The sequence below is a fragment of the Streptomyces sp. NPDC001480 genome (assembly GCF_042894725.1).
GTDB lineage: Bacteria > Actinomycetota > Actinomycetes > Streptomycetales > Streptomycetaceae > Streptomyces.
The window spans coordinates 288,698-310,591 of the sequence record NZ_JBIAVX010000008.1 but is presented as its reverse complement, the minus strand read 5'-3'; the positions used below and the strand labels follow the sequence as shown (position 1 = coordinate 310,591).

23 protein-coding genes and 1 pseudogene are annotated in these 21,894 nt (G+C 71.5%); 14 read left to right on the top strand and 10 right to left on the bottom strand.

Annotation, left to right across the window (positions count from 1 at the left end; genetic code table 11):
• Window positions 1-47 precede the first annotated feature (47 nt).
• The 3 genes from ACFY01_RS21810 to ACFY01_RS21800 all read left to right on the top strand — a co-directional run bounded on the left by ACFY01_RS21810 (window position 48) and on the right by ACFY01_RS21800 (window position 3,048).
• Window positions 48-731 carry a DUF899 family protein gene (locus tag ACFY01_RS21810; RefSeq protein WP_390737365.1) on the top strand — a complete coding sequence of 228 codons (684 nt, stop codon included), beginning with the start codon at window positions 48-50 and terminating at the stop codon, window positions 729-731.
• A 34-nt stretch (window positions 732-765) separates the two neighbouring features.
• Window positions 766-1,710: an RNA polymerase sigma-70 factor gene (locus ACFY01_RS21805; RefSeq protein WP_390737364.1), complete on the top strand. Its 945-nt coding sequence runs from the start codon at window positions 766-768 to the stop codon at window positions 1,708-1,710.
• A gap of 111 nt (window positions 1,711-1,821) precedes the next feature.
• Complete coding sequence (locus ACFY01_RS21800; protein ID WP_390737363.1) at window positions 1,822-3,048, top strand: NAD(P)/FAD-dependent oxidoreductase; 1,227 nt, start codon at window positions 1,822-1,824, stop codon at window positions 3,046-3,048.
• On the opposite strand, the gene ACFY01_RS21795 is transcribed toward ACFY01_RS21800, so the two are convergent.
• On the bottom strand, window positions 3,037-3,690 hold the full coding sequence (locus tag ACFY01_RS21795) for a TetR/AcrR family transcriptional regulator (protein WP_390737362.1): 654 nt from the start codon (window positions 3,688-3,690) through the stop codon (window positions 3,037-3,039). The two genes, ACFY01_RS21800 and ACFY01_RS21795, sit on opposite strands and share 12 nt — an antisense overlap.
• Before the next feature lie 148 nt (window positions 3,691-3,838).
• Here ACFY01_RS21795 and ACFY01_RS21790 point away from each other — a divergent pair, with 148 nt between their 5' ends.
• Together ACFY01_RS21790 and ACFY01_RS21785 are read left to right on the top strand one after the other, a co-directional pair.
• A complete protein-coding gene (locus ACFY01_RS21790) occupies window positions 3,839-4,870 on the top strand; it encodes a medium chain dehydrogenase/reductase family protein (RefSeq protein WP_390737361.1) in 1,032 nt (343 codons plus the stop codon).
• Window positions 4,871-4,969: 99 nt separating this feature from the next.
• On the top strand, window positions 4,970-6,139 hold the full coding sequence (locus tag ACFY01_RS21785; RefSeq protein WP_390737360.1) for a M23 family metallopeptidase: 1,170 nt from the start codon (window positions 4,970-4,972) through the stop codon (window positions 6,137-6,139).
• 57 nt (window positions 6,140-6,196) lie between these two features.
• Here the strand turns inward: ACFY01_RS21785 and ACFY01_RS21780 are convergent, their stop codons facing one another.
• On the bottom strand, window positions 6,197-6,787 hold the full coding sequence (locus ACFY01_RS21780; RefSeq protein ID WP_390737359.1) for a TetR/AcrR family transcriptional regulator: 591 nt from the start codon (window positions 6,785-6,787) through the stop codon (window positions 6,197-6,199).
• Between the two features lie 116 nt (window positions 6,788-6,903).
• On the opposite strand from ACFY01_RS21780, the gene ACFY01_RS21775 reads away from it, so the two are divergent.
• The gene (locus ACFY01_RS21775; protein ID WP_390737358.1) at window positions 6,904-7,557 is read left to right on the top strand and encodes a peroxiredoxin-like family protein; all 654 of its coding nucleotides are present in this window, start codon (window positions 6,904-6,906) and stop codon (window positions 7,555-7,557) included.
• A 79-nt stretch (window positions 7,558-7,636) separates the two neighbouring features.
• Window positions 7,637-7,813: a hypothetical protein gene (locus tag ACFY01_RS21770; protein WP_390737357.1), complete on the top strand. Its 177-nt coding sequence runs from the start codon at window positions 7,637-7,639 to the stop codon at window positions 7,811-7,813.
• A gap of 79 nt (window positions 7,814-7,892) precedes the next feature.
• On the opposite strand, the gene ACFY01_RS21765 is transcribed toward ACFY01_RS21770, so the two are convergent.
• Window positions 7,893-8,330 (bottom strand): nuclear transport factor 2 family protein, encoded by a 438-nt coding sequence (locus ACFY01_RS21765; protein ID WP_390737356.1) that lies wholly within the window; start codon window positions 8,328-8,330, stop codon window positions 7,893-7,895.
• A 53-nt stretch (window positions 8,331-8,383) separates the two neighbouring features.
• Complete coding sequence (locus ACFY01_RS21760) at window positions 8,384-9,313, bottom strand: zinc-binding dehydrogenase (RefSeq protein WP_390737355.1); 930 nt, start codon at window positions 9,311-9,313, stop codon at window positions 8,384-8,386.
• Window positions 9,314-9,440: 127 nt separating this feature from the next.
• Between ACFY01_RS21760 and ACFY01_RS21755 the strand changes: the two genes are divergently transcribed.
• Window positions 9,441-10,397 carry a LysR family transcriptional regulator gene (locus ACFY01_RS21755; protein ID WP_390737354.1) on the top strand — a complete coding sequence of 319 codons (957 nt, stop codon included), beginning with the start codon at window positions 9,441-9,443 and terminating at the stop codon, window positions 10,395-10,397.
• On the opposite strand, the gene ACFY01_RS21750 is transcribed toward ACFY01_RS21755, so the two are convergent.
• The 3 genes from ACFY01_RS21750 to ACFY01_RS21740 form a co-directional block, all read right to left on the bottom strand.
• Window positions 10,378-11,061: a hypothetical protein gene (locus ACFY01_RS21750; protein WP_390737353.1), complete on the bottom strand. Its 684-nt coding sequence runs from the start codon at window positions 11,059-11,061 to the stop codon at window positions 10,378-10,380. The genes ACFY01_RS21755 and ACFY01_RS21750 overlap by 20 nt on opposite strands.
• Window positions 11,062-11,199: 138 nt before the next feature.
• Window positions 11,200-11,946: a hypothetical protein gene (locus tag ACFY01_RS21745; protein WP_390737352.1), complete on the bottom strand. Its 747-nt coding sequence runs from the start codon at window positions 11,944-11,946 to the stop codon at window positions 11,200-11,202.
• Between the two features lie 26 nt (window positions 11,947-11,972).
• Window positions 11,973-12,518, bottom strand: coding sequence for an RNA polymerase sigma factor (locus ACFY01_RS21740; protein ID WP_390737351.1), 546 nt, complete (start codon window positions 12,516-12,518; stop codon window positions 11,973-11,975).
• 74 nt (window positions 12,519-12,592) lie between these two features.
• On the opposite strand from ACFY01_RS21740, the gene ACFY01_RS21735 reads away from it, so the two are divergent.
• Together ACFY01_RS21735 and ACFY01_RS21730 are read left to right on the top strand one after the other, a co-directional pair.
• Window positions 12,593-13,519 (top strand): serine/threonine-protein kinase, encoded by a 927-nt coding sequence (locus tag ACFY01_RS21735; protein WP_390737350.1) that lies wholly within the window; start codon window positions 12,593-12,595, stop codon window positions 13,517-13,519.
• A 166-nt stretch (window positions 13,520-13,685) separates the two neighbouring features.
• Window positions 13,686-14,402 carry a DUF4232 domain-containing protein gene (locus ACFY01_RS21730; protein ID WP_390737349.1) on the top strand — a complete coding sequence of 239 codons (717 nt, stop codon included), beginning with the start codon at window positions 13,686-13,688 and terminating at the stop codon, window positions 14,400-14,402.
• 86 nt (window positions 14,403-14,488) lie between these two features.
• Here ACFY01_RS21730 and ACFY01_RS21725 read toward each other — a convergent pair whose 3' ends face one another.
• A complete protein-coding gene (locus ACFY01_RS21725; protein ID WP_390737348.1) occupies window positions 14,489-15,028 on the bottom strand; it encodes a DUF4232 domain-containing protein in 540 nt (179 codons plus the stop codon).
• A gap of 273 nt (window positions 15,029-15,301) precedes the next feature.
• On the opposite strand from ACFY01_RS21725, the pseudogene ACFY01_RS21720 reads away from it, so the two are divergent.
• The 3 genes and pseudogenes from ACFY01_RS21720 to ACFY01_RS21710 form a co-directional block, all read left to right on the top strand.
• A pseudogene (locus ACFY01_RS21720) lies at window positions 15,302-15,457 on the top strand (helix-turn-helix domain-containing protein); the annotation flags it as partial.
• Between the two features lie 477 nt (window positions 15,458-15,934).
• Window positions 15,935-16,876, top strand: coding sequence for a hypothetical protein (locus ACFY01_RS21715; protein ID WP_390737515.1), 942 nt, complete (start codon window positions 15,935-15,937; stop codon window positions 16,874-16,876).
• Between the two features lie 70 nt (window positions 16,877-16,946).
• A complete protein-coding gene (locus ACFY01_RS21710) occupies window positions 16,947-17,534 on the top strand; it encodes a hypothetical protein (RefSeq protein ID WP_390737347.1) in 588 nt (195 codons plus the stop codon).
• 4 nt (window positions 17,535-17,538) lie between these two features.
• On the opposite strand, the gene ACFY01_RS21705 is transcribed toward ACFY01_RS21710, so the two are convergent.
• On the bottom strand, window positions 17,539-18,465 hold the full coding sequence (locus tag ACFY01_RS21705) for a TolB family protein (RefSeq protein WP_390737346.1): 927 nt from the start codon (window positions 18,463-18,465) through the stop codon (window positions 17,539-17,541).
• Between the two features lie 205 nt (window positions 18,466-18,670).
• On the bottom strand, window positions 18,671-20,890 hold the full coding sequence (locus ACFY01_RS21700) for a PQQ-binding-like beta-propeller repeat protein (RefSeq protein ID WP_390737345.1): 2,220 nt from the start codon (window positions 20,888-20,890) through the stop codon (window positions 18,671-18,673).
• Window positions 20,891-21,023: 133 nt separating this feature from the next.
• On the opposite strand from ACFY01_RS21700, the gene ACFY01_RS21695 reads away from it, so the two are divergent.
• On the top strand, window positions 21,024-21,626 hold the full coding sequence (locus ACFY01_RS21695; RefSeq protein WP_390737344.1) for a hypothetical protein: 603 nt from the start codon (window positions 21,024-21,026) through the stop codon (window positions 21,624-21,626).
• Window positions 21,627-21,894: the final 268 nt, after the last annotated feature.

Below are 21,894 nucleotides of genomic sequence, written 5' to 3'. Positions count from 1 at the left end.
CGCCATAGACTCGAAGGGCCGGGGGAAGCCCACCCCAGGAGGACGCGATGTCGCGGCAGACCAGACTGGCCGGGGAATCACCGGACTACCTCGCGGCCCGCGAAGAGCTGCGCCTCGCCGAGATCGACCTCATGCGCCACCGCGAGACGGTCGCGGCCCTGCGGCGGGCGCTCCCCCAGGGGCCGCCCGTGGACGACTACGTCTTCCTCGAAGGCCCCGCGGACCTCGACGCCGGCGACACACCGGTCCGCGAGGTGTCCCTGAGCGAACTGTTCACCGCCCCCGGACGTCCGCTGATCGTCTACCACTTCATGTACGGCAAGCTCCAGACCAGCCCCTGCCCGATGTGCACCCTGTGGATCGACGGCTTCGACGGCATCGCCCGCCACCTCGCGCGCAACACGGACTTCGCCGTCGCCGCGGCCGCCGACCCGCCCACCCTGCGGCAGTACGCCCGCGACCGCGGCTGGCGCCGGCTGCGCCTGCTGAGCTGCGGCGACAGCACGTTCAAGTACGACCTGGGCAGCGAGGACAAGGCCGGTGAACAGGATTCCACGGTGTCCGTCTTCACCCGCGACGACGACGGCACGATCCGCCACTTCTACTCCGCCCACCCCCGCATGGCCGACGACATCGACCAGCGCGGCATCGACCTCCTGGTCCCCGTCTGGCACCTCCTCGACCTGACACCGCGGGGCCGCGGCGAGTGGTACGCGGGCCTCGACTACTGATCCTCCGGTACGAGGCGGTACTAGGATCCGGTCCATGGCGCTGACCGTGCACGACGTGGACCGGTTCGAGGCGTTCAGGCCCCGCCTGGAGGCCGTCGCCTACCGTCTCCTCGGCTCGGCGAGCGAGGCCGAGGACGCCGTGCAGGAGACGTTCCTGCGCTGGCAGGCCGCCGACGTCGACCACATCGAGGTGCCCGAGGCCTGGCTGACGAAGGTGCTCACCAACCTGTGCCTCAACCAGCTCACCTCGGCCCGCGCACGGCGCGAGACCTATGTGGGGCAGTGGCTGCCCGAGCCGCTGCTCGCCGGGGACCCGATGCTCGGTCCGGCCGACACCGCCGAACAGCGCGAGTCGGTCTCGTACGCGGTCCTCGTCCTGCTGGAGCGCCTCACTCCCAATGAGCGGGCGGTGTACGTGCTGCGGGAGGCCTTCGACTACCCGCACCGGGAGATCGCCGAGATCCTCGACCTCACCGAGGCCGCCAGCCAGCAGATCTTCCACCGTGCCAAGAAGCACGTCGCGGCCGGCAAGGCCCGCAGCGGGATCGACGAGGCCGCCGCCCGGCGCGTCGTCGAGGAGTTCCTCACGGCCGCCACGAGCGGCCGGACCGAGCCGCTCGTGCGGCTGCTCACCTCGGACGCCATCTCGGTCGGCGACGGCGGCGGGAAGGTCCCGGCCCGCGCCAAGGCGTTCGAGGGCGCGCTGGCGGTCGCGAAGTTCCTGCGGGGCCTGTTCAAGCCCAGCGAGGCCAAGCGCGCCCTGGTCGGCGGCTCACCCGAGGTGTATGTCGCGACCGCCAACGGCGCCCCCGCCGTCGTGGCGGTCGTCGACGGCCGGGTCGTCGGTGTCATGTGCCTGGAGATCACGGCCGAGGGCATCGCCGCGTTCCGCAACCAGGTCAACCCCGACAAGCTCGAACGCGCGACCCAGCGGTGGGCGGCCACCGACCACGGCGAACCCCTGCTCAACGCCTTCTGACGTCCATGTGACCTGCTTCACACCCCGGTCCTGTCAGGGAACGGCGGCCCGCCCGGTTCAAGGGGCGACCCGCTGAAGACGGGACCGGACAGGTCCAGACAGGAGCAGGACATGCAGCAGCACCGCATCGTCGTCCTCGGAGCCGGATACACCGGAGCCATCGCCGCCGGCCGCCTCGCCAGGCGACTGCGCCGCGAAGACGTCGCCATCACCCTCGTCAACGCCGAGCCCGACTTCGTCGAGCGCGTCCGGATGCACCAGCTGGCGACCGGGCAGGAGCTGACCCCGAGGCCCTTCGGCGAGATGTTCGCGGGCACCGGCGTCGCACTGAGGCTCGCGCAGGTCACGGGCGTGGACGTCGAGCGCAGGACGGTCTCCGTCACCGATGCGAACGGCGCCGAGGAGCTGGCGTACGACACCCTCCTCTACGCCCTCGGCAGCGGCTGGAACAGCCAGGGCGTCCCCGGCACCGCCGAGCACGCCCACGAGATCGCCGGCCGCCCCGGAGCGCTGCGGCTGCGCGAGCGCCTGGCCCGTCTGGAGGCCGGGCAGCCCGTGGTCGTGGTCGGCGGCGGCCTCACCGGGCTGGAGGCCGCGACCGAGATCGCCGAGGCCCGCCCGGACCTCGACGTCGCCCTCGCCGCCCGCGGCGGCCTCGGCGACTGGCTCTCCGCCAAGGGCCGCCGGCACCTGCGGAAGGTCTTCGGCGAGCTCGGCATCACCGCGTACGAGCACGCCGCCGTCACCGCCGTCGAGGCCGACCACGTGACCACCGCCGACAGTACGGTCATCCCGGCCGCGGTCACCGTGTGGACCACCGGCTTCGCCGTGCACCCGATCGCGAAGGCCACCACCCTGGAGGTCACCGGTACGGGCCAGATCGTGGTCGACCGGACCATGCGCTCGGTCTCGCACCCGGACGTGTACGCCATCGGCGACGCGGCCATGGTGACGGGCCCCGGCGACAAGCCGCTCAGGATGTCGTGCGCCTCGGGCGTCCCCACCGCGTGGCAGGCCGCCGACGCCGTCGCGGCACGCCTGACCGGCGGCAAGGTCCCGAACGTGCCCGTGCGTTACTTCAACCAGTGCATCTCGCTGGGCCGCAGGCAAGGCCTGATCCAGTACGTCACCGCCGACGACCGCGCGGTCCGGGCGGCCCTGACGGGACGGCTCGCCGCCGTCTACAAGGAGCTGGTCTGCAAGGGCGCGGCCTGGAGCGTCGCCAACCCCACGCTCGGGCTGCCGGTGCGGCCCCGCCGCGTCGTACGGCAGCCCGCCCGGGCCGCCCGGGCCGCCCGGCCCGCCCAAGCGGTCTCGGCGGTGAAGTCACAGGCCTGACGCGCCGGCCAGGTCGTCCAGCTCGGCGGTGAAGAGCTGTTCGGGGTCGAAGCCCATCCCGGTGAAGTGGCCGGCGAGTTCCAGGGACAGGACACCGTGCAGCCGGGTCCAGAAGGTCAGGGCCCGGTGGAGGACCGCGGGCGGCGCGGGATGCCCGCCCGCCCAGTCCCGGTGGCCTTCGAGGTGCGCGTCGAAGGTGTTCACCGGGCCGTTCGGCGGCAGCGCGGCGAAGGCGTCCAGGAGGATCGCCATGATCTCGGACGCGATCGCGGTGATGTCGTCGGGCGCGTGGTAACCGGGGACGGGCGTGCCGTAGATGAGGAAGTAACGGTGGGGGTCCGCCAGGGCCCAGCCGCGCAGGGCGTGCGCCAGCGTGGGCACGTCGGTGCCGATCTCCGAGGCCGCGCGGAAGGTGTCGGCGAGGCTGCGGTACGCGTCCCGGACGAGCTCGGTCATCAGCTCGTCGCGGCTGCCGAAGTACCGGTACAGCGCGGGCCCGCTCATGCCCATCCGCTTGGCGATCGCGTTGAGGGAGAGCGCGGACGCGCCCGCCGCGGCGATCTGCTCCCACGCGCGTTCCTTGATCTCCGCACGCACCTGGGCGCGGTAGCGCTCGCGCGGGGTCTTCGTGCCCTTTTCCATCACCGGCCTGCCACCTTTCCACGCCGCTGCGACTGTACCCACAAGCTTTAGTTAGAGGCTATCACGGAAGCTATTGACTCTCCTTGCGTCAATGAGTTACAACATCTAACGAACGCGAAAATACGTAACCACCGCAGTGGAGGTCACCATGAGCGCCGAAGGACTCGTCGAGGTCGTCCTGCCGGGCAAGGTCGAGCCCGAAGGACTTCAGATCCGGCACGGAGCCGTCCCCACCGCGGGCCCGGGCCAGGTCGTGATCCGGATGGAGGCGACCGGCGTCTCCTTCGCCGAGCAGCAGATGCGGCGCGGCCGCTACTACGACCAGCCGCCGTTCCCGTTCGTACCCGGCTACGACCTCGTCGGTACGGTGCTCTCGACCGGCGAGGGCGTCGAGCCCAGGCTGGCCGGCACCCGGGTCGCCGCGCTGGTCAAGGTCGGCGGCTGGGCCAGCCACGTGCTCGTCGACGCGGCGGACGTGGTGCCGGTGCCCCACGGGATCGGCGCGGCGGAGGCGGAGACCCTCGTCGTCAACGGCATCACCGCCTGGCAGATGCTGCACCGCAAGGCCCGCGTCCGCGCCGGGCACACCGTCGTGGTGCACGGCGCCAACGGTGGCGTCGGCTCGGTCCTGGTCCAACTCGCCCAGGCCGCCGGGGCCCGCGTGATCGGCACGGCGTCCGCGCGCCACCACGACGCCCTGCGGAAAGGGGGAGTGACCCCCGTCGACTACCGCGACGCCGACGTCGCCGCACGGATCCGCGAACTCGCCCCCCGCGGGGTGGACGCCGTCTTCGACCACGTCGGCGGGCGCGGCATCGTCGACTCCTGGCGTCTCCTCGCCCCCGGCGGCACGCTCGTCTCGTACGGCAGCGCCTCCACCCGTGACGACGAGGGCTCCAAGCAGTGGCCCGTCCTCAAGCTGCTCGGCCGGGTGTGGCTGTGGAACGCCCTGCCCAACCGCCGCCGCGCGTACTTCTTCAACGTCTGGGCCGGCCGGGCCCTGGCCAAGAACCGCTTCCGGGCCCGTCTCCGCACCGACCTCACCGAGGTCTTCACCGCCCTCCAGCGCGGCGAGGTCACCGCCCGGATCGCCGCCCGACTCCCGCTCGACCGCGCCGCCGACGCCCTGCGGCTGGCCGAGTCCGGCACCGTCGCGGGGAAGGTCGTCCTGAACCCGTGACGGACCCGGACCGGCGTGGAACTCCAGCGCCACGACTGCGTCTTGTGGAGTGGACCCGTTGTCGGTGACGGGCTGTGTATCGAGGAAGGGTGGCCACCTGTGGACCTTCAGCTACCGCCGGAAGCGCGAGCCCTGTCACGGTTCCTCACCGCGGACCCGGACGACTGGCCCCGTCTCGCACCCCGTGTGGCGGAAGCGGTCGGCGCGGACACCCTGGAGCGGATCGTCCGCGCCACGAACGCCCGCGTCGGAGAGCTCGGCACCGTCACGGACAGCCCTGACGGGCTGATCGTGTCCGGCAGCAAGGGCCGGGTACGGGCCTGGGCCCAGGTGGCCCCCGGCGGCGAAATCACGGGCCTGCTCATCGAAGGCGGCAACTACACGCCGTCACGGCGCCGCCGACGCCGGCTGATGCCCCTGATCTCGGCGGTGTGCCTGACCCTGGTCACGCTCTGGAACGTGCTGACCATGTGGACGGCAGCCGACCGCACCGCCTGGCTCGGCGACATCGCCACCCTCGCCGCCTTCTACGTGATCGTCCAGGGGTGGGGCGCCCCGGCGATGCACCCCCGCCCGCTGCGCCGCACGGTCGAAGCGGGCGCCGTCGCCGCCGTCGCCTCCGCGTGGCGGCTGCCCGGTCTGCCGACGGGACACGGCACCCTCGGCCTCGCAGGCGGCGTCGCACTCCTGACCGCGGCCGTGTGGCTGGTGACGGCCGCACGGCTGCACCGCTGGAAGGCACCGCTGTCCCGGCCGCTGCTGTTCCCGCTGGAGGGCACCTGGTACGTCGTACAGGGCGGTGGCCGTGCGCTCAACCACCACGCGAGGGTTCCGGAACAGCGCGGCGCGCTCGACCTGGTCGCGCTGGGCCCGTACGGCACCCGTACCGGATCCGGCCACGCCCTGACCGCGTACGCCGCCTACGGACGTCCCGTCCGCTCTCCCTGCGACGGCGTGGTGATCTCCGCCGCCGACACGTTCCACGACCAGAAGCCGGGCGAGATCCGCTACCAACCGCCCTCCGGCAACCACGTGTTCCTCGACACCGGCCGGGAGATCGTCAAACTGGCCCACCTTCGCCCCGGCTCGGTGACGGTCACCAAGGGCGACACCGTCCACCGGGGCCAGCTCCTCGGCGAGGTCGGCAACACCGGCAACACCACCGAACCGCACCTCCACATCCACGCCGAACGCGAAGGCATCGGCCTGGACCTGGAGTTCACCGACGTACCCGGCCGACTCCACCGTGGCCGCAGGATCCGCGCCTGAGGGGCACGCAGGCGCAGGCGCAGAGCCGGTCGGTCCGGTGGCAGGAGCCGTGGTGGATCAGGTCCCGGTCAGGGAGGCGAGGGCCGTTGACACGGTCCGGTGCAGGGTGGGGGCGTCGGCCCCGGTGCGGGAGCGCAGGTTGACGCCGTAGGCGAGCGTGGCCAGCAACTCGGCGGCTTCGGTGAGGTCGGTGCCCGGGGCCAGCTGCCCCCGCGCCCGGGCGGTGCGGAGGGCGGCGAACAGGGCATCCCGCAAGCGGTGATGGTGCCGGTCGAGGACGCGGAGGACCTCCGTGTCGCCGTTCTCCGCGCCGGCGTGCGCATTGACCACCATGCAGCCCCACCGCGCGTACGGTCCCGAGCAGCGGACCTCGATCAGCCCGGTGAAGAACCCGGCGACGGCCGGCAGTCCGCGGTCGTCCTCCGCGAGGCGGCGGAACGCCGGCTCGGAGTGGGTCTCGACGTAGCGCCGGAGCGCGGCGAGGTACAGCTCCTGCTTTCCGCCGAAGGTGGCGTAGAGGCTGGAGCGGTTGAGCCCGGTCGCGGTCACGACGTCCTGTACGCCGGTCGAGGCGACGCCCTGCCGCCAGAACAGCCGGACCACCGTGTCCAGGGCCGCCTCGGGGTCGAAGTGCTTGATGTCCGGCATGCGTCCCTCACCATCCTGAAACGATAGTTCCAAGATAGCCCGTCACCCGCTATCCTCGGATCATCTTGGAACGTTCGTTCCGAGTTGAGCCGTCGTCAGCAGGGGGAACAGCAACGATGAGCCTTGATGCCGAACTGCGCGCCTTCTACACGTCCCGCTTCCCGCAGATCCCGGCCGCACAGCGGGACGTCATGGAGCGCGCGGCCCAGGAACTCGCCGCCTCCGGCGCGTCCGGGCGCGCACTGTCCGCGGGCGCCCACGCACCCCGCTTCAGCCTGCCCTCCGCCGCTGGACGCACCGTCGTCCTGGACGAGCTGCTGGCCCGGGGCCCGGTCGTGCTGACCTTCTACCGCGGCGCCTGGTGTCCGTACTGCAACCTCGCGCTGCGCGCCCTCCAGCAGCACCACGACGCCATCGTCGCGCAAGGCGCCCGTCTGGTGGCCGTCTCCCCGCAGATCCCCGACGAGTCCCTGACCGTGGCCGAGAAGCACGAACTGGCCTTCGACGTGCTCAGCGACGTCGGCTCGGACACCGCCAAGCAGTACGGCCTTGCCTTCGACCTGCCCGACGACCTGACCGCCGTCTACGACGAGTTCGGCTTCGACCTCCAGCGCGTCAACGGCGGTCACGCCCGCACCCTGCCGCTGCCGGCCACGTACGTCATCGACCGTGACGGCATCATCCGCTGGGCGTTCGTGGACACCGACTACACCAAGCGGGCTGAACCCGCCGACATCCTCGCCGCCCTCGACTCCCTCGGATGCCACTGAGCGGTGAGAACGGCCCCTGACTCGGGTGGATGGCCGGGGCCGGTTCTGTGCCCGGCATCCGTGGCTGCCGAGGGGGAGCATGTCAGGCGACGTGGCGGTCGCGGTGATCACTGCCGGGTCCGCGTCGACGGCCGGCGTGATCACCGGCGGCATGGCCTGGCTGGTGACGCCGGCCCAGGCCCAGGAAGCCGCGAAGGTGGAGAAGACCATGGCGGACTTCGTCAGCAGGGCCGGCCACGACCTGAGGCCCCTCTGACCGACACGACGCCGATCCTTCCGACCAGGCAGGCCTGTTGGTCGTGGACCGCCGCCGCCCTCACCGCCGAACGCCGCACTCACTCGGCGTCGGCGGGCCGGTGGGTGTCATGGGCGGGGAGGAGGGTCGCGGCCACGTGGTGGGTGTCGGCGTACTCCACGACGGAGACGATCCTGCCGTCGCGCACCGTGTAGATGCCGAGGCAGCGGTTGTCGTAGGTGCCGCCGTACACGGTCTCGCCCTTGGCGGTCCATTCGGCCACCACACGGTCGCCCTCGGCGATCGTGCCGACCAGTTCGATCTCCAGGGTGCCGGGGACGAAGACCGTTCCCATGTTGCCGAGGAACTCGTCGATGATCTGGTCGCGGCCGCGCCACACCCTGGACATGGGCAGGCTGCCCGGGTAGTGCCAGGTCGCGTCCGCGGCGAAGCTGTCGTGGATGACGTCGGCGGCGCCGTCGCGTACGGCCTCGACGTAGCGGATGACGACGGCCCTGGGATCGGTGGTGCTCGGCATGGTGCTTGCTCCTTCGGTCGTTCCGGCGTGGTTCAGGAGAGGTCGGGACCGGGTCAGGACAGGGTCAGGACGGCCTTGCCGCGGATGCGGCGGTCGCGCAGGTCGGTGAGGGCGGTCGCGGTGTCGGCCCAGTCCGCGACCCGGCCGATCTCGGGACGCAGGCGGCCTTCGGCGGTCAGCCGGACGAGTGCCGCCAGGTCGTCGTCGAGGCGGGTGTCGGCGTCCAGGTAGTGGAAATGGCGGATGACAGCCGATTCGGGCCCGGCGAAGAAGTCGAAGAAGTCGAGCGTCACCGGTGTGCGACTGGCCTGCCCGAACCAGATGAGCGTGCCGCGCCCGGCGAGCCGGGCCAGCGCGAGGGGGAGGGCCTGGCCGCCGGTCGACTCCAGCACGATGTCGAACGGTCCCCGGGCGTCGGCGACGTCGTGGACGATCTCGGCGGCACCGAGTCCGGCGAGCCGGGCGCCGCGTTCGGCGTCCCTGGTCACGGCGGTGACCTGGGCCCCGGCGGCGGCCGCGAGTTCGGTGACGAAGTGGCCCACGCCTCCGGAGGCACCGGTCAGCAGCACCCGCCGGCCCAGCACCGGCCCTGCGGCGCGCAGCAGCCGCAGCGCGGTGAGACCGGCCAGCGGCAGCGCCGCGCCCTGGATCACGGAAACGCTGTCCGGCAGCTCGGCGAGCGCGGTGGCCGGCACCGCGACGTACTCCGCCCAGCCCCCTGACATGGGGTGCCCGACGACCCGCGCGATACCGGACGGCCCGCTGCCGTCGGCGGCCGGCTGCACCACCAGGCCCGCGACGTCCTTGCCGGGGCGCTCACCGGCGGCGGGCTTCTCCAGCCTGAACGTCTCGCCCCGGTTGACCGAGAACGCCTCGACCCTCACCAGCGCCTCGTCGCGGCGCGGCGTCGGCTCGGCGACGTCGGCGAGCACGACCGGCTCGGCGGGATCCCCGGTCGGTACGAAGGCTTTCAACGTGGTCATCTCCTCGTCGGCCTCGGGCCGCCCCTCGACGCGGCCTCCGGGACCATCCGACCGCGTGGTGCGGCACCCCGGCCAACAACCGGGCCGCCCGGCCGACAACGGGCGGTTGTCGCATAGGGTCAGCGCCATGGACCTCGACCTCGCCCTGGTCCGCGCCTTCGTCGCGACCGCCGGGACACTGCACTTCGGGCGGGCCGCGGAGGACCTGAACACCAGTCAGCAGGCCCTGTCCAAACGCATCGCGCGACTGGAGGAGTCGCTGGGTGTGCGGCTCTTCGAGCGCCAGGGCGGCATCCGGCTGAGCGAGGCGGGGGAGCGGTTCCTGCCGGCCGCGCGCGAGGCGCTCGCGGCGGGCGAGCGGGCGATCGCCGCGGTGACCGGCGCCGGGCCGGTCGTACGGATCGACACGTGGGGCCATCTGTACGCGCCGATGCGCACGGTCGCCGAGGCCGTACAGGCGCTCGGCGCGGTGCGGTGGGAACCGGGCCCGGGACGTGACTGGCCGTCGGTCGCGCAGGCCCTGCTGCGCGGTGACACGGACCTGGGATTCGGCCGGGTTCACCCGCTGCCCGACGGCCGGGACGCGGGACTCACCCAGCGCCTGGTGCGTCTGGAACCCGTCGACGCGGTGGTCGGCCCGTCCCACCCGTCGGCCGGCGCCGACAGCCTGCGTCCGGCCGACCTGCGTGACAGCGTCCTGTGGTGCCCGGCCGAACTGGACCGCCTGGACTTCCTGCGCCGCTTCGCCGACGAGTTCCGGATCACGCGGCGGCACGACGGCCCCAATCTGGGCCTGGACCACCTCCTGCGACACCTCCGCGCCGACCCGGAGGGCTTCACCGTCTTCCCCGCCGACGCGCCGCTGCCCGACCACATGGGCCTGCGCTCCGTCCCGCTCGTCGAGCCGACACCGCTGTACGCCTGGTCGCTGGCCTGGCGGGAGTCGTCCCGCCACCCGCTGCTCGACACCCTGCTGCGCGGCTTCGCCGAAGCCGGCCGTACCCGGCGCTGGCTGGAGTACGCACCACACCGCGACTGGCTACCGGACACCGACCACCCGAAACTCAGTCGGCCAGGCGGTTGATGGCGGCGGCGGCGATGCCTTCCACGTAGCCGGGGTCGTCGCTGGGCTGGCCGGAGAGTTCCACGATGCCGAACCTGTGGCCACTGCGGATCACCGCGACACCGCCGGCGACCTTGCCGTCGCCGTTGAAGGCCGGGTACCAACTGCCCATGCCGCCCCTGACGGTGAGCGCGTGCCCCTTGCCGTAGTACCAGTGACCGTCCGGCTCCTGCTGGCAACCGCGCACCAGCTTGTTCAGCTGCTTCACGAACGAGGCCGCCGACGCGTCGGCGGAGGTGTCCGCGACGGATTCGGTCAGCAGGGTGTCCTTGGTGTCGAAGGTCCAGGTCACGTCGGCGTAGGCGCCGGCCTTCCCCTTGGTGAACGCTCGCATCGTCTCCTCGCCGGAGCAGGCCGAGAGAGCCTGCTTGCCGGTCAGGTCCACCTTCGCGCTGACCGGGGCCAGGCCCTGCTGGAAGAAGTCCTCACGCTGCATCAGGTTGCCGGCGCCGAAGCCCTGCGCGGCGGCGGGCTGCGTGCCGAGGACGAGCGCGGTCAAGGCGGCACCGACGACGGCAGCCACTCCCGCGGTACGACCGCGACGCGAGAACTTCCTGCCGGCTGTCCGGTTGGCGAGCTTGTTGCCGAACTGGTTGCCGAGCTGGTTGATCTGGTTGTCGAACATCTCGTCTCCTGTCTGGGCGCGACGCGGTTCGCGTCGTCGTACACCGGGGGAGATGCCGGGGGCACCGGAGATGTTGGATGGCGATTTACCGAGATCGGCGTGATCCAGCTCACTCCTGTCAGCGGCGGCGGGGTGGTCTCAGAGCCGTGTCACGGCCGCGCGGACGATCCGCGTCATCGCGGCCGTGTCCAGGCAGGCATCGACCTCCAGGACCCCGTAGTGAGAACCGTTCCGGAGTACGGCGATGCCTCCGCACGGCTCCTTGCCCCGTGGGGCGGTCCCTGTGGTGTTCAGGTCGCCGTCGTAGTAACCCATCCAGCTCGCGGTGATCCTCGGAGCGACATCGATCGTGTGCGTCGGCCCGTAGACCCAGTGGGTGGCCGGTTCCTCCTGGCACGGGACTTCCTCCAGCAGCAGGCGCTCGGCGAAGTTCTGAGCCAGTGCCGGGCTCCTGGCGTCGGCGGCGACCTCCCGCGCGACCTGGTCGTCGATGCTCCTGGCCATGGTGGGGTCGCTGCCGTCCGCGTCCTTGGTCGTCATCAACCCGCGGAAGTGCGCGTCAGACCCTCCCAAGGTCTCGCCGAGGGTCTTCTCCCCGGTGCAGGCGGCGTTGGCGTAGTTGCCGTCTCCGACACGGTCCCGCACGTAGACGTGCTTGGAGAACCCGACCTTCCCGAACTCGGCCGCCGCCAGCAGGTGCCGGTCCGTCATGGGCCCGCCGGCGGGCTTCGGCGTCGGGGAGCCGTTGCCCGGCGAGGACGCCGCCGCACCCGGCGTCGCTTCCGGGCCGGCCGGAGCGGAGCGAGCGGGGAGGACGAACCGGCCGGTCAGCAGGCCGAGTCCGACGGCTGCCGCCAGGATGACGACGATGGTCCGGGTTCGCACGGCAGGCGCCTTTGGAGAGGGATGTCTCAGAAGCCACCGCCGAGGCGGTCCCGCATGAAGCGACGGGCCTGGTGGATGCGGTCCTTGACCGTGCCCAGGGGAGCGTCGGTGATCTCGGCCACCTGAAGATAGGTCAGGTCCCCGAGATCGCGGAGCACGAAGGACTCCAGCAGGGCCGGATGCCGCTCCTCGAGGGCGGCCAGCGCCTCCATCAGGTCCAGGCGGGTGCCCGCGATGACGCTGGTCGTACGGGGGTCGGCACCCTCGGGGAGGACAGCGTGACTGTCCTCCGCGCGCCGGCGCATCGAACGGTACGTGGACCTAGCGGCGTTCGAGGCGATCACTGTCACCCACCCGAGGAACGAGCCCCGCCCGCTGTACTCGTGCAGATGTGTGCTGATGGACAGCAGAGCGTCCTGCGCGGCCTCTTCGGCGTCGGCGTGGTGCGGAAGGAACCTGGAGCAGCGGCGCATGACCGTGGGCCGAAGCCTGACGAGGAGGCGGTCCATGGACGCCCGGTCACCCGCCCGGGCGGACGCCACGAGCCGTGTCAGCTCATCCTCTTCGATCACCCTGCTGTCCCCCGATCACCTTGCCGTCCCCCATTGCGGCCCGACCCGGACACCACCCGGCAAAATGCTTCCACATGCAGAAGCTAGGTCGTTATCTCCTCGAGGAGAGACTGGGAGCCGGTTCGTTCGCCACCGTCTGGAGAGCATACGATCCCGAGTTCGACACGGACGTCGCGGTCAAGGTGCTGGCCGACAACTGGGCTTCGAACGCCGATGTACGCCAACGCTTCCTGGCGGAGGCGAGGCTGCTCCGCAGGATCTCCAGCCCGCGTGTCGTGCGGGTGCACGACGTCGGTGTCCAGGACGACCGGCCCTACTTCGTCATGGACTACGTGCGGGGCGGCACGCTGGCCGAGAGGATCGGGCACTGCCGGCCCGCGGAGGCACTGCACCTGGCGGCCGAGGCCGGGTACGCCGTCCAGGTGCTCCATGACGCGGGCGTCGTCCACCGCGACATCAAGCCGTCGAACCTCCTGCTCGACGCGGGCCGCACCCCCACCGCCGTACTCGTCGCCGACCTCGGCAGCGCGAAGCAACTGGCCGACGCGTCCGGGCTGACCGTGACCACCGGCACGCCCGCGTACATGGCGCCCGAGCAGGCCTTCCAGACCGGCGGGTTCGACGGCCGGGCCGACGTGTACGCCCTCGGTGTCGTGACGTTCGAACTCCTCACCGGATGCAAGCCGTTCGGTCCGGCCGGTCGCGCGATCCTCGTGACGGAGCGGGCATCGACGGCACCGTCGCCGACGCTTCCCAAGGAGCTGGGGCTGCCGAACGGCATCCACACACTTCTTCGCGCCGCGCTGTCCGCGGACCCCGAGGACCGGCCGCAGACCGCGCAGGCGTTCGCGGATGCGCTGCTGTCTCGGGAGGGTGAGGGGGAGAGGGAGCGGGAGGAGCGGACGCCGGCCCGGTCATCGGGGCCGACACGTCTTGTGGTCTGGCTCGCGGCGGTAGTCGTGTTCCTGGTGACGACGCTGCTGACCTGGTCGGTCCGCTGAACCCGAGGCTCATTCGCCGTAGCGGTGTCACAGGGGCGTGACAGCAGCGTCCTGGACGTGAGACGGCGCCAACCGGCGTTCAGGAGCCGCCGTCTTGGTGATCGTAAGCGCGCGGTAACCGCGCACCCGGCGTCCCGCAACTGTCACCCTGGAAGGGAAATCCCTGATGAACCGTCGTCTGCGCACCGCTTTCGTCGCCACCGCCCTGCTCGGCACGGGCCTGCTGATGACCGCTTGCGGCAACGGTGACACGTCGTCGGCGTCGGCTGACGTGGCCGCCACCCCGCACTCCTCGGCGGCATCCGGCAAGGGAGGCGCGACGACGACCAACGGCGGCGCGAACGGCAACAAGAGCGGCGCGAACGGCGGAAGCAGCGGTGCCGGCGCTTCGAAGACCTCCGGCGGTGGGACCACGGGAAGCGGCTCGTCGGGCAAGTCCGGTACGGGCGGCACCGGCACCTCCGGGGACAAGAGCGGCTACTGGCAGGTGTGCGGCACCAACGACATCTCCTGGAGCGTGAGTTCCGAGACCCAGGCCGGCGGCTACTTCCTGATCAAGGCCAAGGCCAAGCCCGGCATCACCTGTGTCCTCCGGGCCGCGCTGCCGGTCGTGGCCTTCGGATCGGACGGTACGGCCGCCTCGCCCGCGGAACAGTCCGCGGGCCAGGACATCACGCTCCGCGCCGGGGTCACCGCCTACGCCGGCGTGAACCCGAAGACCACCAAGGAGGACGGCGGCAAGGAGCTGGACAGCCTCATCGTCTCCGTCTCCGACGCCGACCCCAACCCGGTGTCCCTGAAGGTCGGTTCGTTCGTCGTGGACAAGCCGATCGTCAGCAGCTGGCACACGTCCGCCGCCGACGCGGTCCCCTTCTCGGACTGAGGCGGACCGCACGCGGCCGACAGCCACCTGACGGGGCACCCCTCGTGCGACAAGGCCCAGGTCACCGACCTGGGCCTTCTCCGTCACTACCAGGTGAGGGCGTCCGCCGCGTTGTCCTGCCAGTAGGTGACGGCGGCCGCGCTGTTGAAGAAGACTCCGCCGTTCGGCAGGTTCAGGGTCTTCTCCTTGTCGGTCGCGCCGCCGTTCCGGTCGGCGAAGATCACGCCGAGGGTCTTCTCGGTGCCGCCCCCTTCGCCGTCGGGGGAGGACGTCAGGACGCCCGCGTAGGCGGACTCACCGGGCTTGAGCGTCACCACGGCCTGCGGCGTGCTGTCCTCGTTCCACGCCACCGGGGCCTGGGCGTCGGCGCCGGCCCTCAGGAAGGGGGCGCTGTACGCGTAGCAGGGCTTGGTGCCGGTGTTGGTGGCCTTGAGAAGCAGGTGGTTGATCGGGCGGGACACCTCGGTGACGGTCAGCTTGGTGTTCGCCGCGGTGCAGGTGACGACCGAGGCGGCCGTCTTCGGGGCGGCGGAAGCGGTCTGCCCGGCGGCCTGGACGCCGACGAGCGCGAGGGCGGCGACGACCATGGAGGAGGCGGCCGTGCGGGAGACGGAACGAGTGGTCATACGCATGAATGGACTGCTTTCTCTGAACATCAGGAACGAACATCAGGAAGACGGGGCGCGGCCGGAGGCGCCGCAAGCACGCGCCACGAAGGCGGAGTTGAGCGGGCCCGATCACCGTGTCCGGCGAGGCGCCGTGCTTGGATGGCCCAAGCCTGTGCCATGCGGCGTCCCAACCGCCATTCCATCGGGAGTTTTGGGACGCCGGGATGCGCGAACCGGCTTTGACCTGGGGAAACGTAACCCTTCTGGGATGGCGAACGGAATGGAGGACTGGTGGGGGCGGCTGAGGAGATCGCTGATTTCGCGGCGCTGCTGCGCGAGTTGAAGCAGCGGTCCGGGCTGAGTTACGAGGCCCTGGCGAAACGCGCGCACATGAGCACCTCGACGCTGCACCGGTACTGCAAGGGGGAAGGAGTGCCGGCCGACAACGCGGCCGTCTCCCGCTTCGGCCGGGTGTGCAAGGCGACTCCCGAGGAGCTGGTCGAGTTACACCGGCGCTGGGTCCTGGCGGACGCCGCCCGGGAACGCGCCCGGCGGGCCGCGGCGGCGGCTTCGGAGCCGGACTCCCCGGACCGGGCCGAAGCGTCCACGTCCACGTCGGCGTCCACGCCTACGTCGGCGTCGGCGTCCACGTCCACGTCGGCGTCCGCGTCGGCGTCCACGGCCACGTCGGCGTCCACGCCTACGTCGGCGTCGGCGTCCACGTCCGCGTCGCCGTCCACGGCCACGTCCGCGTCGGCGTCCGCATCCGCGTCCGGCTCAGGCTCGGGCCCGGAGCCACGCTCCGCGCAGGCACCCACGGACCACCCCCAGCCGGAGGCCGTGCCGGACACCCCGTTGCCGCCCCCGCCCCGGCCCGCACCCGTCTCCGAAGCGTCGCCGGAGGCGACCGCCCCCGCCCGCCGCATGCCGGGGCTCATAGGGACCGCCCGCAGGCGGTGGGCCCTGATCGCGGCGGGCACCGCCGTGGTCGTCGCCGTGTCCACCGCGTTCGCGTTCGACCTGAAGGTCGTCAGGCCGGACGCGGCGAACAATGGCCGGCCGGAGGCCACCGTGATCTCCTCCGGACAGCGCGCCCCGGCCGCCCCCACGCCGCACCCGTCGGCGTCCACGTCCCCCTCCGCGCGTCCGGGCCACACCCGGGCCCCGGTCCCGGCCCCCGGAACGCCCGACGCCGAGCCGTCGCCCCACAGCACCGACACCTCGGCGCACGGCACCGACACGGGCCGCGCCCAGGGAAGCGACGCGGTCCCGCTCACGGTGAGCACCCGCACCTATGCCTGGGACGACCCGCAGTGCGAGGCGAAGTACCTGATCGACCGGCCGCCCAGCCAAGTCTCACCGCCGGTCATGGGGCAGGACGTCCCGGGCTGGGTGAAGGCGCACGGCGCCGTCGCCGCCGACGCGCAACGGGTGGCGCTGACCGTGCAGGGCGCCGGGGACGAGACCGTCGTCATCGAGTCCCTGCACGTCCGTGTGGTCGACTCGGGCGCGCCCCCGGCCTGGAACGCGTACGAGGGGTCGTCGGGCTGCGGCGGAGGCGTCGAGACGAGGTCGTTCGACACGGACCTCGACGCCGCTCACCCCGTCATCGTGCCGAAGGCCGGCCAGCGCGGTGTCCCCTACAAGGTCAGCCAGTCCGACCCCGAGGTCCTGTACGTCACCGCGCATGCCAGTGCCCACGACGTGCGCTGGTACGTGGAGCTCCAGTGGTCCAGCGGCGGCCGGCAGGGCACGATCCGGATCGACGACCACGGAAGGCCCTTCCGCACCAGCGGCAGCCGGGGCCGTCCCGTCTACGAGTACCCGGTCGGCGGCCCCGACTGGTTCCGCGTGACGGAGAACTGACACCGGTACCGGTACGGACAGGCCGGGGCCGTCCGGTCCACCATGGGGTGTGCGATTCGACTCCGTGCCCATGCCGGCGACCGTCGAGGCCAGGCCTCGTGACAGCCGCGGCTACCCCGTGCCCGCGATCACCCCGTGGGAGGACGGCCAACCCCAGTTCGCGCTGACCGACTACGCACGCAGCGCCGAGTGCGCGCGACAACGGCTGTGCTCGGTCTGCAACACCCTGATGCCCAGGGGGCCGGTGTGGCGGGTGGTCGGTGCCGCGGAGAGTGCCGCGATCCGCGAGGCGCTCGCCGCCGGGCGGCCGTACCGCAACATGGCGGCGACCCTGGAGGGTCCGGGCCACCGCGCGTGCATGCTCTACGCCTCGATGGTCTGCCCGTATCTGGCACGCCCCAACGCGCGCCGGGGGCTGACGGCACAGAACCCGGACGACATGACCGCGCATGTCGTCCGGGGCGCTGTTCGCGGGCAGATGGGTGCCGTGGTGGGGTACGGCGACTACGAGTTCGCCGTCACCAAGGCCCAGGTGCTGTTCCGTTTCCTGGATGTGGTCGAGTACCTGCCGCATGACACGGCCGACCAGCACCTGCCGGAGCTCCAGGCTGAACTCGCCCGCTCCGGCGGCCGGTTGGGCGGCGGACAGCCCCGGTAGGCGGTCAACCCCGGTAGGCGGGCAGGCCGGTGTGCTTGGAGACCTTGACGGGCCTGCCGAAGCCGTGGGCGGACTTCGTGATGGTGTACGTACCGGTGGGGGCGCGGAAGGCGATGGTCTTGCCGCTCGGCGACCAGGTGGGCTCGGTGTAGTCGGTGGTGGCGGCGGGGGTGACGTCCTTGACGACGTTGTGGGAGCCGCCGAAGTCCTCGACGAAGAGGTGGTCGTGCCCGTGGACGGAGCGGACGAAGACGACCTCGTCGTTGTCGGGGGACAGAGCGGGCTCGGAACCCTTGGTCAGCGCGCCGCCCTGCTGCCGCAGGTAGTCGTCGCGGATGTAGACCTCGCCGGTGTGGGTGTTCTCGTAGACGGCCGTGCCGTAGTCGCCGCCGACGTTCGGCCAGGTGTTGTCGGTCTGGGGGATGGCGCCGTCTCCCGGGTCGCCGTTCAGGCTGATCCTGGCCGGCTTGCCGTGGTTGCTGGTGGCCTTGACGCCCTCCAGGACGGTGTGGCCGTGGATCTTGGCCGAGAAGATGAGGTTGTTCTTCGCGGGGATGTGGTTCGCCCGGTCCGCGGCGGTCACCTGCCAGGTGGGGTGGGACCAGGTCTGGCCGCCCGGGTTGGCGGCGACGGTGACGCGGTGGCTGCCGTCGGGGTCGGAGACGACGAGGTCGCCGTGCCCGTCGACGAAGGCGGCCTTGCTGCCGCTGGGGTTCCAGGCCAGGTCGCGGACGACGGTGCCGAAGTCGATGGACCTGCCGTTGACCACGACATGGCGGGTGCCGTCGCTGATGGTGAGTCCTCTGGGCACGGTGACCCGCTGGGCGGACGAAGCGGCCGTAGCGGTGGCGGCCGTGCCGCACAGGGTGAGCAGTGCGGTGGCACTCGCGGCGACGACGGCTGCGGTGCTCCGGCGGTTACGAGCGGGCATCGAGGTTCCCCCAGGGATGTGAATCACGCTGCGACGAGAGTTTCCCGGTGAGAGAAGTCTTCCAACGAAGGGTGACGGGGCTGTGCGCTCGCTGTCACAGCTGTGCAATAACGGGTCAAATGAGAGTAAGAAGTATCAGGACCGGACATCGCACGGTGCGCGGCAATTGCCCCGCCCGGTCAGGTGGGCTCGGTCAGGTGCCCGGTCAGGTGGGCCCGTCCGGGCTCCGGGAGAAGGCCGTGTCGCCGGCCATCGCCACGATCGCGTCCCTGACGAGCAGCACCCGCGGCGGGTAGCCCTGCGCCTTGTCCCCTGGGTCGTCCAGCGCGGAGGTGCGCCAGACCTCCGCACCGGTGCGGCTGTCCAGGGCCAGCAGACGGCCGAAGCGGTTGGAGAAGTAGACCCGCTTGTATGTCGCGGACACCGCGGGCGCGGACAGGCTCTCCACGTCCGTCACCTTCTGCCAGAGCTGTCTGCCGCTGTCCGCCGACACGGCGGTGACCATGCCGTCGGACCGGACGAAGTAGACGACGCGGTCCACCAGGGTGGCCGCGCCGGTCAGCGGATGCGCCAGCGGAATCCGTCTGACCCGCCCGGTTTCCGGGGCCACCCGCAGCAGCGCGTTGTACGGCCGTTCGTACCCGGATTCGTACACGTCCTTCGCGGTCTGAGGCGCGAGGAACAGGGGCTGCCCGCCGACAGCGCCGAGCGCTTCCGCCTTCTTGGGCAGTGTGGCGGCTTCGTTCAGACTGCCGGGTCCGAGCCTCATCAGTTCGACCGGGGCCTGGCCGGGCTCGGTGCCCTTCGAGCACAGGGCGTAGGGAACACCTCCCAGCGCCGACGGGGTGCAGTACTCGTCCAGCGAGGGCGCCCGCCACAGTTCCTTGCCGGCAGGCCCGTAGGCCACGAACTCCGAGTAGTCGGGAGACAGGGTCAGCAGTCCGCCGTCGTACAGGACCGCGTCCTCGGACGGGTTGGTGTCGCGTTGCCACCGCCGCTTCCCGGTACCGGCGTCGAGGGCCACCACGCGCCTGGTCCTGGCGTCCGGTTCCTCGTACATGTAGACCACGCCGTCGCGCACACCGATCGGCTGCGCCTCCTGGGGTCGGGTGCCGGCCCGCCACAGGGTGCGACCGGAGGCCGCGTCGATCCTGGCGGCGGTGAAGCCCGTACCGCCACAGAACAGGGCGCTGCCCTCCGTCACGCACCCGGGGCTGTCGTATGTGAGGGGGACGCCCTTCACGTCGTACCGCAGCCGCGTCTGCCACGGCCGCCAGCCGTCGGGCAGTGACGCGGTACGGGCGGTGGCGCGGGAGCCGGCGGTCTCGCGGGCAGTGGTGGTGCCCGCATCGGACACGAAGGCCCCCACGCCCATACCCAGCCCCGTGACGGCCAGCACCGCACCGAGGCCGGTGAGCAGCACCCGCGCTAGGCGTCGCTTACCGCTGCCGCTGTCGGTCGAGGCGCCCGCGGAAGTGGCGGCCTCGGAGGTGGCGGCCTCGGAGGTGGCGGCCTCGGAGGTGGCGGCCTCGGAGGTGGCTTCCGCACTCGGAGAAGCGGGACGGCGCCGGGGCTTCGCGGCCGGCCCGGCCTCCGGGGACCCGGAGTCGTCGGATTCCGGCAGCGCCTGGAGCATGCGGTGCAGTTCCGTCAGTCCCGGCCGTGCGGCCGGGTCCTTGTCCAGGCAGCGCTCGACGATGCCCAGGAGCGCTTCGGGCACCCCGCCGAGGTCCGGGGTCCCGAACACGACCTGATAGCCGGTTATGTACGGGCTCTGGGCGTCGAACGGCCCCGTGCCCACGGCTGCGAACACCAGCAGTGACCCCAGCGAGAACACGTCCGAGGCCGGGGTGACGTCTCGCGGAGAGGCCAGTTGTTCCGGCGACATGAAGGGCGGAGTGCCGATCATCCGCCCGGTCGTGGTGCGGCTCTGGTGGTCGGAAGCGCGCGAGATGCCGAAGTCGATGACGCGTGGCCCGTCCTCGGTCATCAGGACGTTGCCCGGTTTGAGGTCCCGGTGCACCAGGCCCGCCCGGTGGATGTCTCGCAGCGCCTCGGTGAGTCCCAGCCCCAGCGCGCGCAGTTCCCGCCGGCCCAGCGGGCCGTCCTTCTCCACGACTTCGGCAAGGGTGGGCCCCGGCACGTAGAGCGTCGCCATCCACGGCCGGTCGGCGTCCGGGTCGGCGTCCACGACCGGCGCGGTGAAGGCGCCGCTCACCCTGCGCGCCGCCGCGATCTCCTGCCGGAAGCGCGTCCGGAACTCCTCCTCCTGGGCATACGGCCCGTGCACGAGCTTGACCGCGACCTGCCGTCCCGAGGCGGAGACCCCCAGATAGACGGCCCCCATACCGCCCGCCCCCAGTCGGCCGAGAAGGGCGTACCCGCCTATGGACTCCGGATCCCCGCTGCTCAGGGGCGTCGCCATCGCCGATCGTCCTTCCCAGCGCCTGCCTGCCTCACGGGGATCACAGTAGGGCCTGCCGCCCCGGAGACGGAGCCGCACCTGTCGCGCACAACTCGGGTGACTGCGAGCTTCGTTTGGCTCTAGCGTTGCTGCGGTGATCAGCAGTGAGGGAGTACGCCTGGGTGCGGAAGCCGCACGCCGTCTGGCAGAAACGGGCCTCTATGAGTTCGAGCCGGGTCTGACGGACGCCGAGTTCGCCCGTATCGAGCGCGAGTACGGCTTCGAGTTCGCAGACGATCACCGAGCGTTCCTCGCAGTCGGCCTACCGGTCAACGTCCCTCCCGAGGACGGGCAGACCTGGTCCAGGCCCTGGCCGGAGTGGAGGGGCGGCGACCTGACCAGCTTGCGTCGGCAGCTCGACTGGCCGGTCGAGGGTGTCCTCCTCGACGTCGAGCACAACGCGTTCTGGTACGACGGCTGGGGCGAGCGTCCCTCCGACGGGGCGGCGGCACTGGAGACAGCGAGGCGTCATCTGCGGGCGGCACCGGTGCTGGTGCCCGTGTACGCCCACCGATACCTGCCGGCCGGCCGGGGAAGCTTCGGACATCCAGTGTTCTCGATGTGGCAGACCGACGTCATCCACTACGGGCTGGACCTGGCCGACTACATGCACCAGGAGTTCGACGAGGCACGCGGCGACGTCGACGAAAACTGGAACCCGACGGCAACGGTCCCTTTTTGGCGAGACCTCGTCTGAACTTCCTCCTGGGCCGACGCCATGAGCTTGGGAAGCTGCGATCGTTTGGGGGCGGCTTGGGTGCTGACCTGGTCGAACGGTCAAGTGGGACCTCGTCGGGCCTGGCTGCTTTCACCGTGGTTCCCCGTCGCTCCCTGCTTGATCTGGTGCGCTTGTGGTGCGGCGGCGGGTGAGGAGTTCGGGCGTTTTCGCTCTCCAGCGTTGTTTGGGCCCAATCTTCGACGGTGGGGGGTGATCAGACGCACGAGCTGGCGGGTGATCGGTCACG

Bases quoted from the DNA above. Each gene is read 5' to 3' on its own strand.
- ACFY01_RS21780 (WP_390737359.1), bottom strand. From the start codon at position 6,787: ATGCCGGACATCAAGCACTTCGACCCCGAGGCGGCCCTGGACACGGTG.
- ACFY01_RS21800 (WP_390737363.1), top strand. From the start codon at position 1,822: ATGCAGCAGCACCGCATCGTCGTCCTCGGAGCCGGATACACCGGAGCC.
- ACFY01_RS21765 (WP_390737356.1), bottom strand. From the start codon at position 8,330: ATGCCGAGCACCACCGATCCCAGGGCCGTCGTCATCCGCTACGTCGAG.
- ACFY01_RS21790 (WP_390737361.1), top strand. From the start codon at position 3,839: ATGAGCGCCGAAGGACTCGTCGAGGTCGTCCTGCCGGGCAAGGTCGAG.
- ACFY01_RS21770 (WP_390737357.1), top strand. From the start codon at position 7,637: ATGTCAGGCGACGTGGCGGTCGCGGTGATCACTGCCGGGTCCGCGTCG.
- ACFY01_RS21730 (WP_390737349.1), top strand. From the start codon at position 13,686: ATGAACCGTCGTCTGCGCACCGCTTTCGTCGCCACCGCCCTGCTCGGC.
- ACFY01_RS21710 (WP_390737347.1), top strand. From the start codon at position 16,947: ATGCCGGCGACCGTCGAGGCCAGGCCTCGTGACAGCCGCGGCTACCCC.
- ACFY01_RS21735 (WP_390737350.1), top strand. From the start codon at position 12,593: ATGCAGAAGCTAGGTCGTTATCTCCTCGAGGAGAGACTGGGAGCCGGT.
- ACFY01_RS21760 (WP_390737355.1), bottom strand. From the start codon at position 9,313: ATGACCACGTTGAAAGCCTTCGTACCGACCGGGGATCCCGCCGAGCCG.
- ACFY01_RS21715 (WP_390737515.1), top strand. From the start codon at position 15,935: ATGCCGGGGCTCATAGGGACCGCCCGCAGGCGGTGGGCCCTGATCGCG.
- ACFY01_RS21705 (WP_390737346.1), bottom strand. From the start codon at position 18,465: ATGCCCGCTCGTAACCGCCGGAGCACCGCAGCCGTCGTCGCCGCGAGT.
- ACFY01_RS21750 (WP_390737353.1), bottom strand. From the start codon at position 11,061: ATGTTCGACAACCAGATCAACCAGCTCGGCAACCAGTTCGGCAACAAG.
- ACFY01_RS21810 (WP_390737365.1), top strand. From the start codon at position 48: ATGTCGCGGCAGACCAGACTGGCCGGGGAATCACCGGACTACCTCGCG.
- ACFY01_RS21700 (WP_390737345.1), bottom strand. From the start codon at position 20,890: ATGGCGACGCCCCTGAGCAGCGGGGATCCGGAGTCCATAGGCGGGTAC.
- ACFY01_RS21775 (WP_390737358.1), top strand. From the start codon at position 6,904: ATGAGCCTTGATGCCGAACTGCGCGCCTTCTACACGTCCCGCTTCCCG.
- ACFY01_RS21805 (WP_390737364.1), top strand. From the start codon at position 766: ATGGCGCTGACCGTGCACGACGTGGACCGGTTCGAGGCGTTCAGGCCC.
- ACFY01_RS21725 (WP_390737348.1), bottom strand. From the start codon at position 15,028: ATGACCACTCGTTCCGTCTCCCGCACGGCCGCCTCCTCCATGGTCGTC.
- ACFY01_RS21755 (WP_390737354.1), top strand. From the start codon at position 9,441: ATGGACCTCGACCTCGCCCTGGTCCGCGCCTTCGTCGCGACCGCCGGG.
- ACFY01_RS21795 (WP_390737362.1), bottom strand. From the start codon at position 3,690: ATGGAAAAGGGCACGAAGACCCCGCGCGAGCGCTACCGCGCCCAGGTG.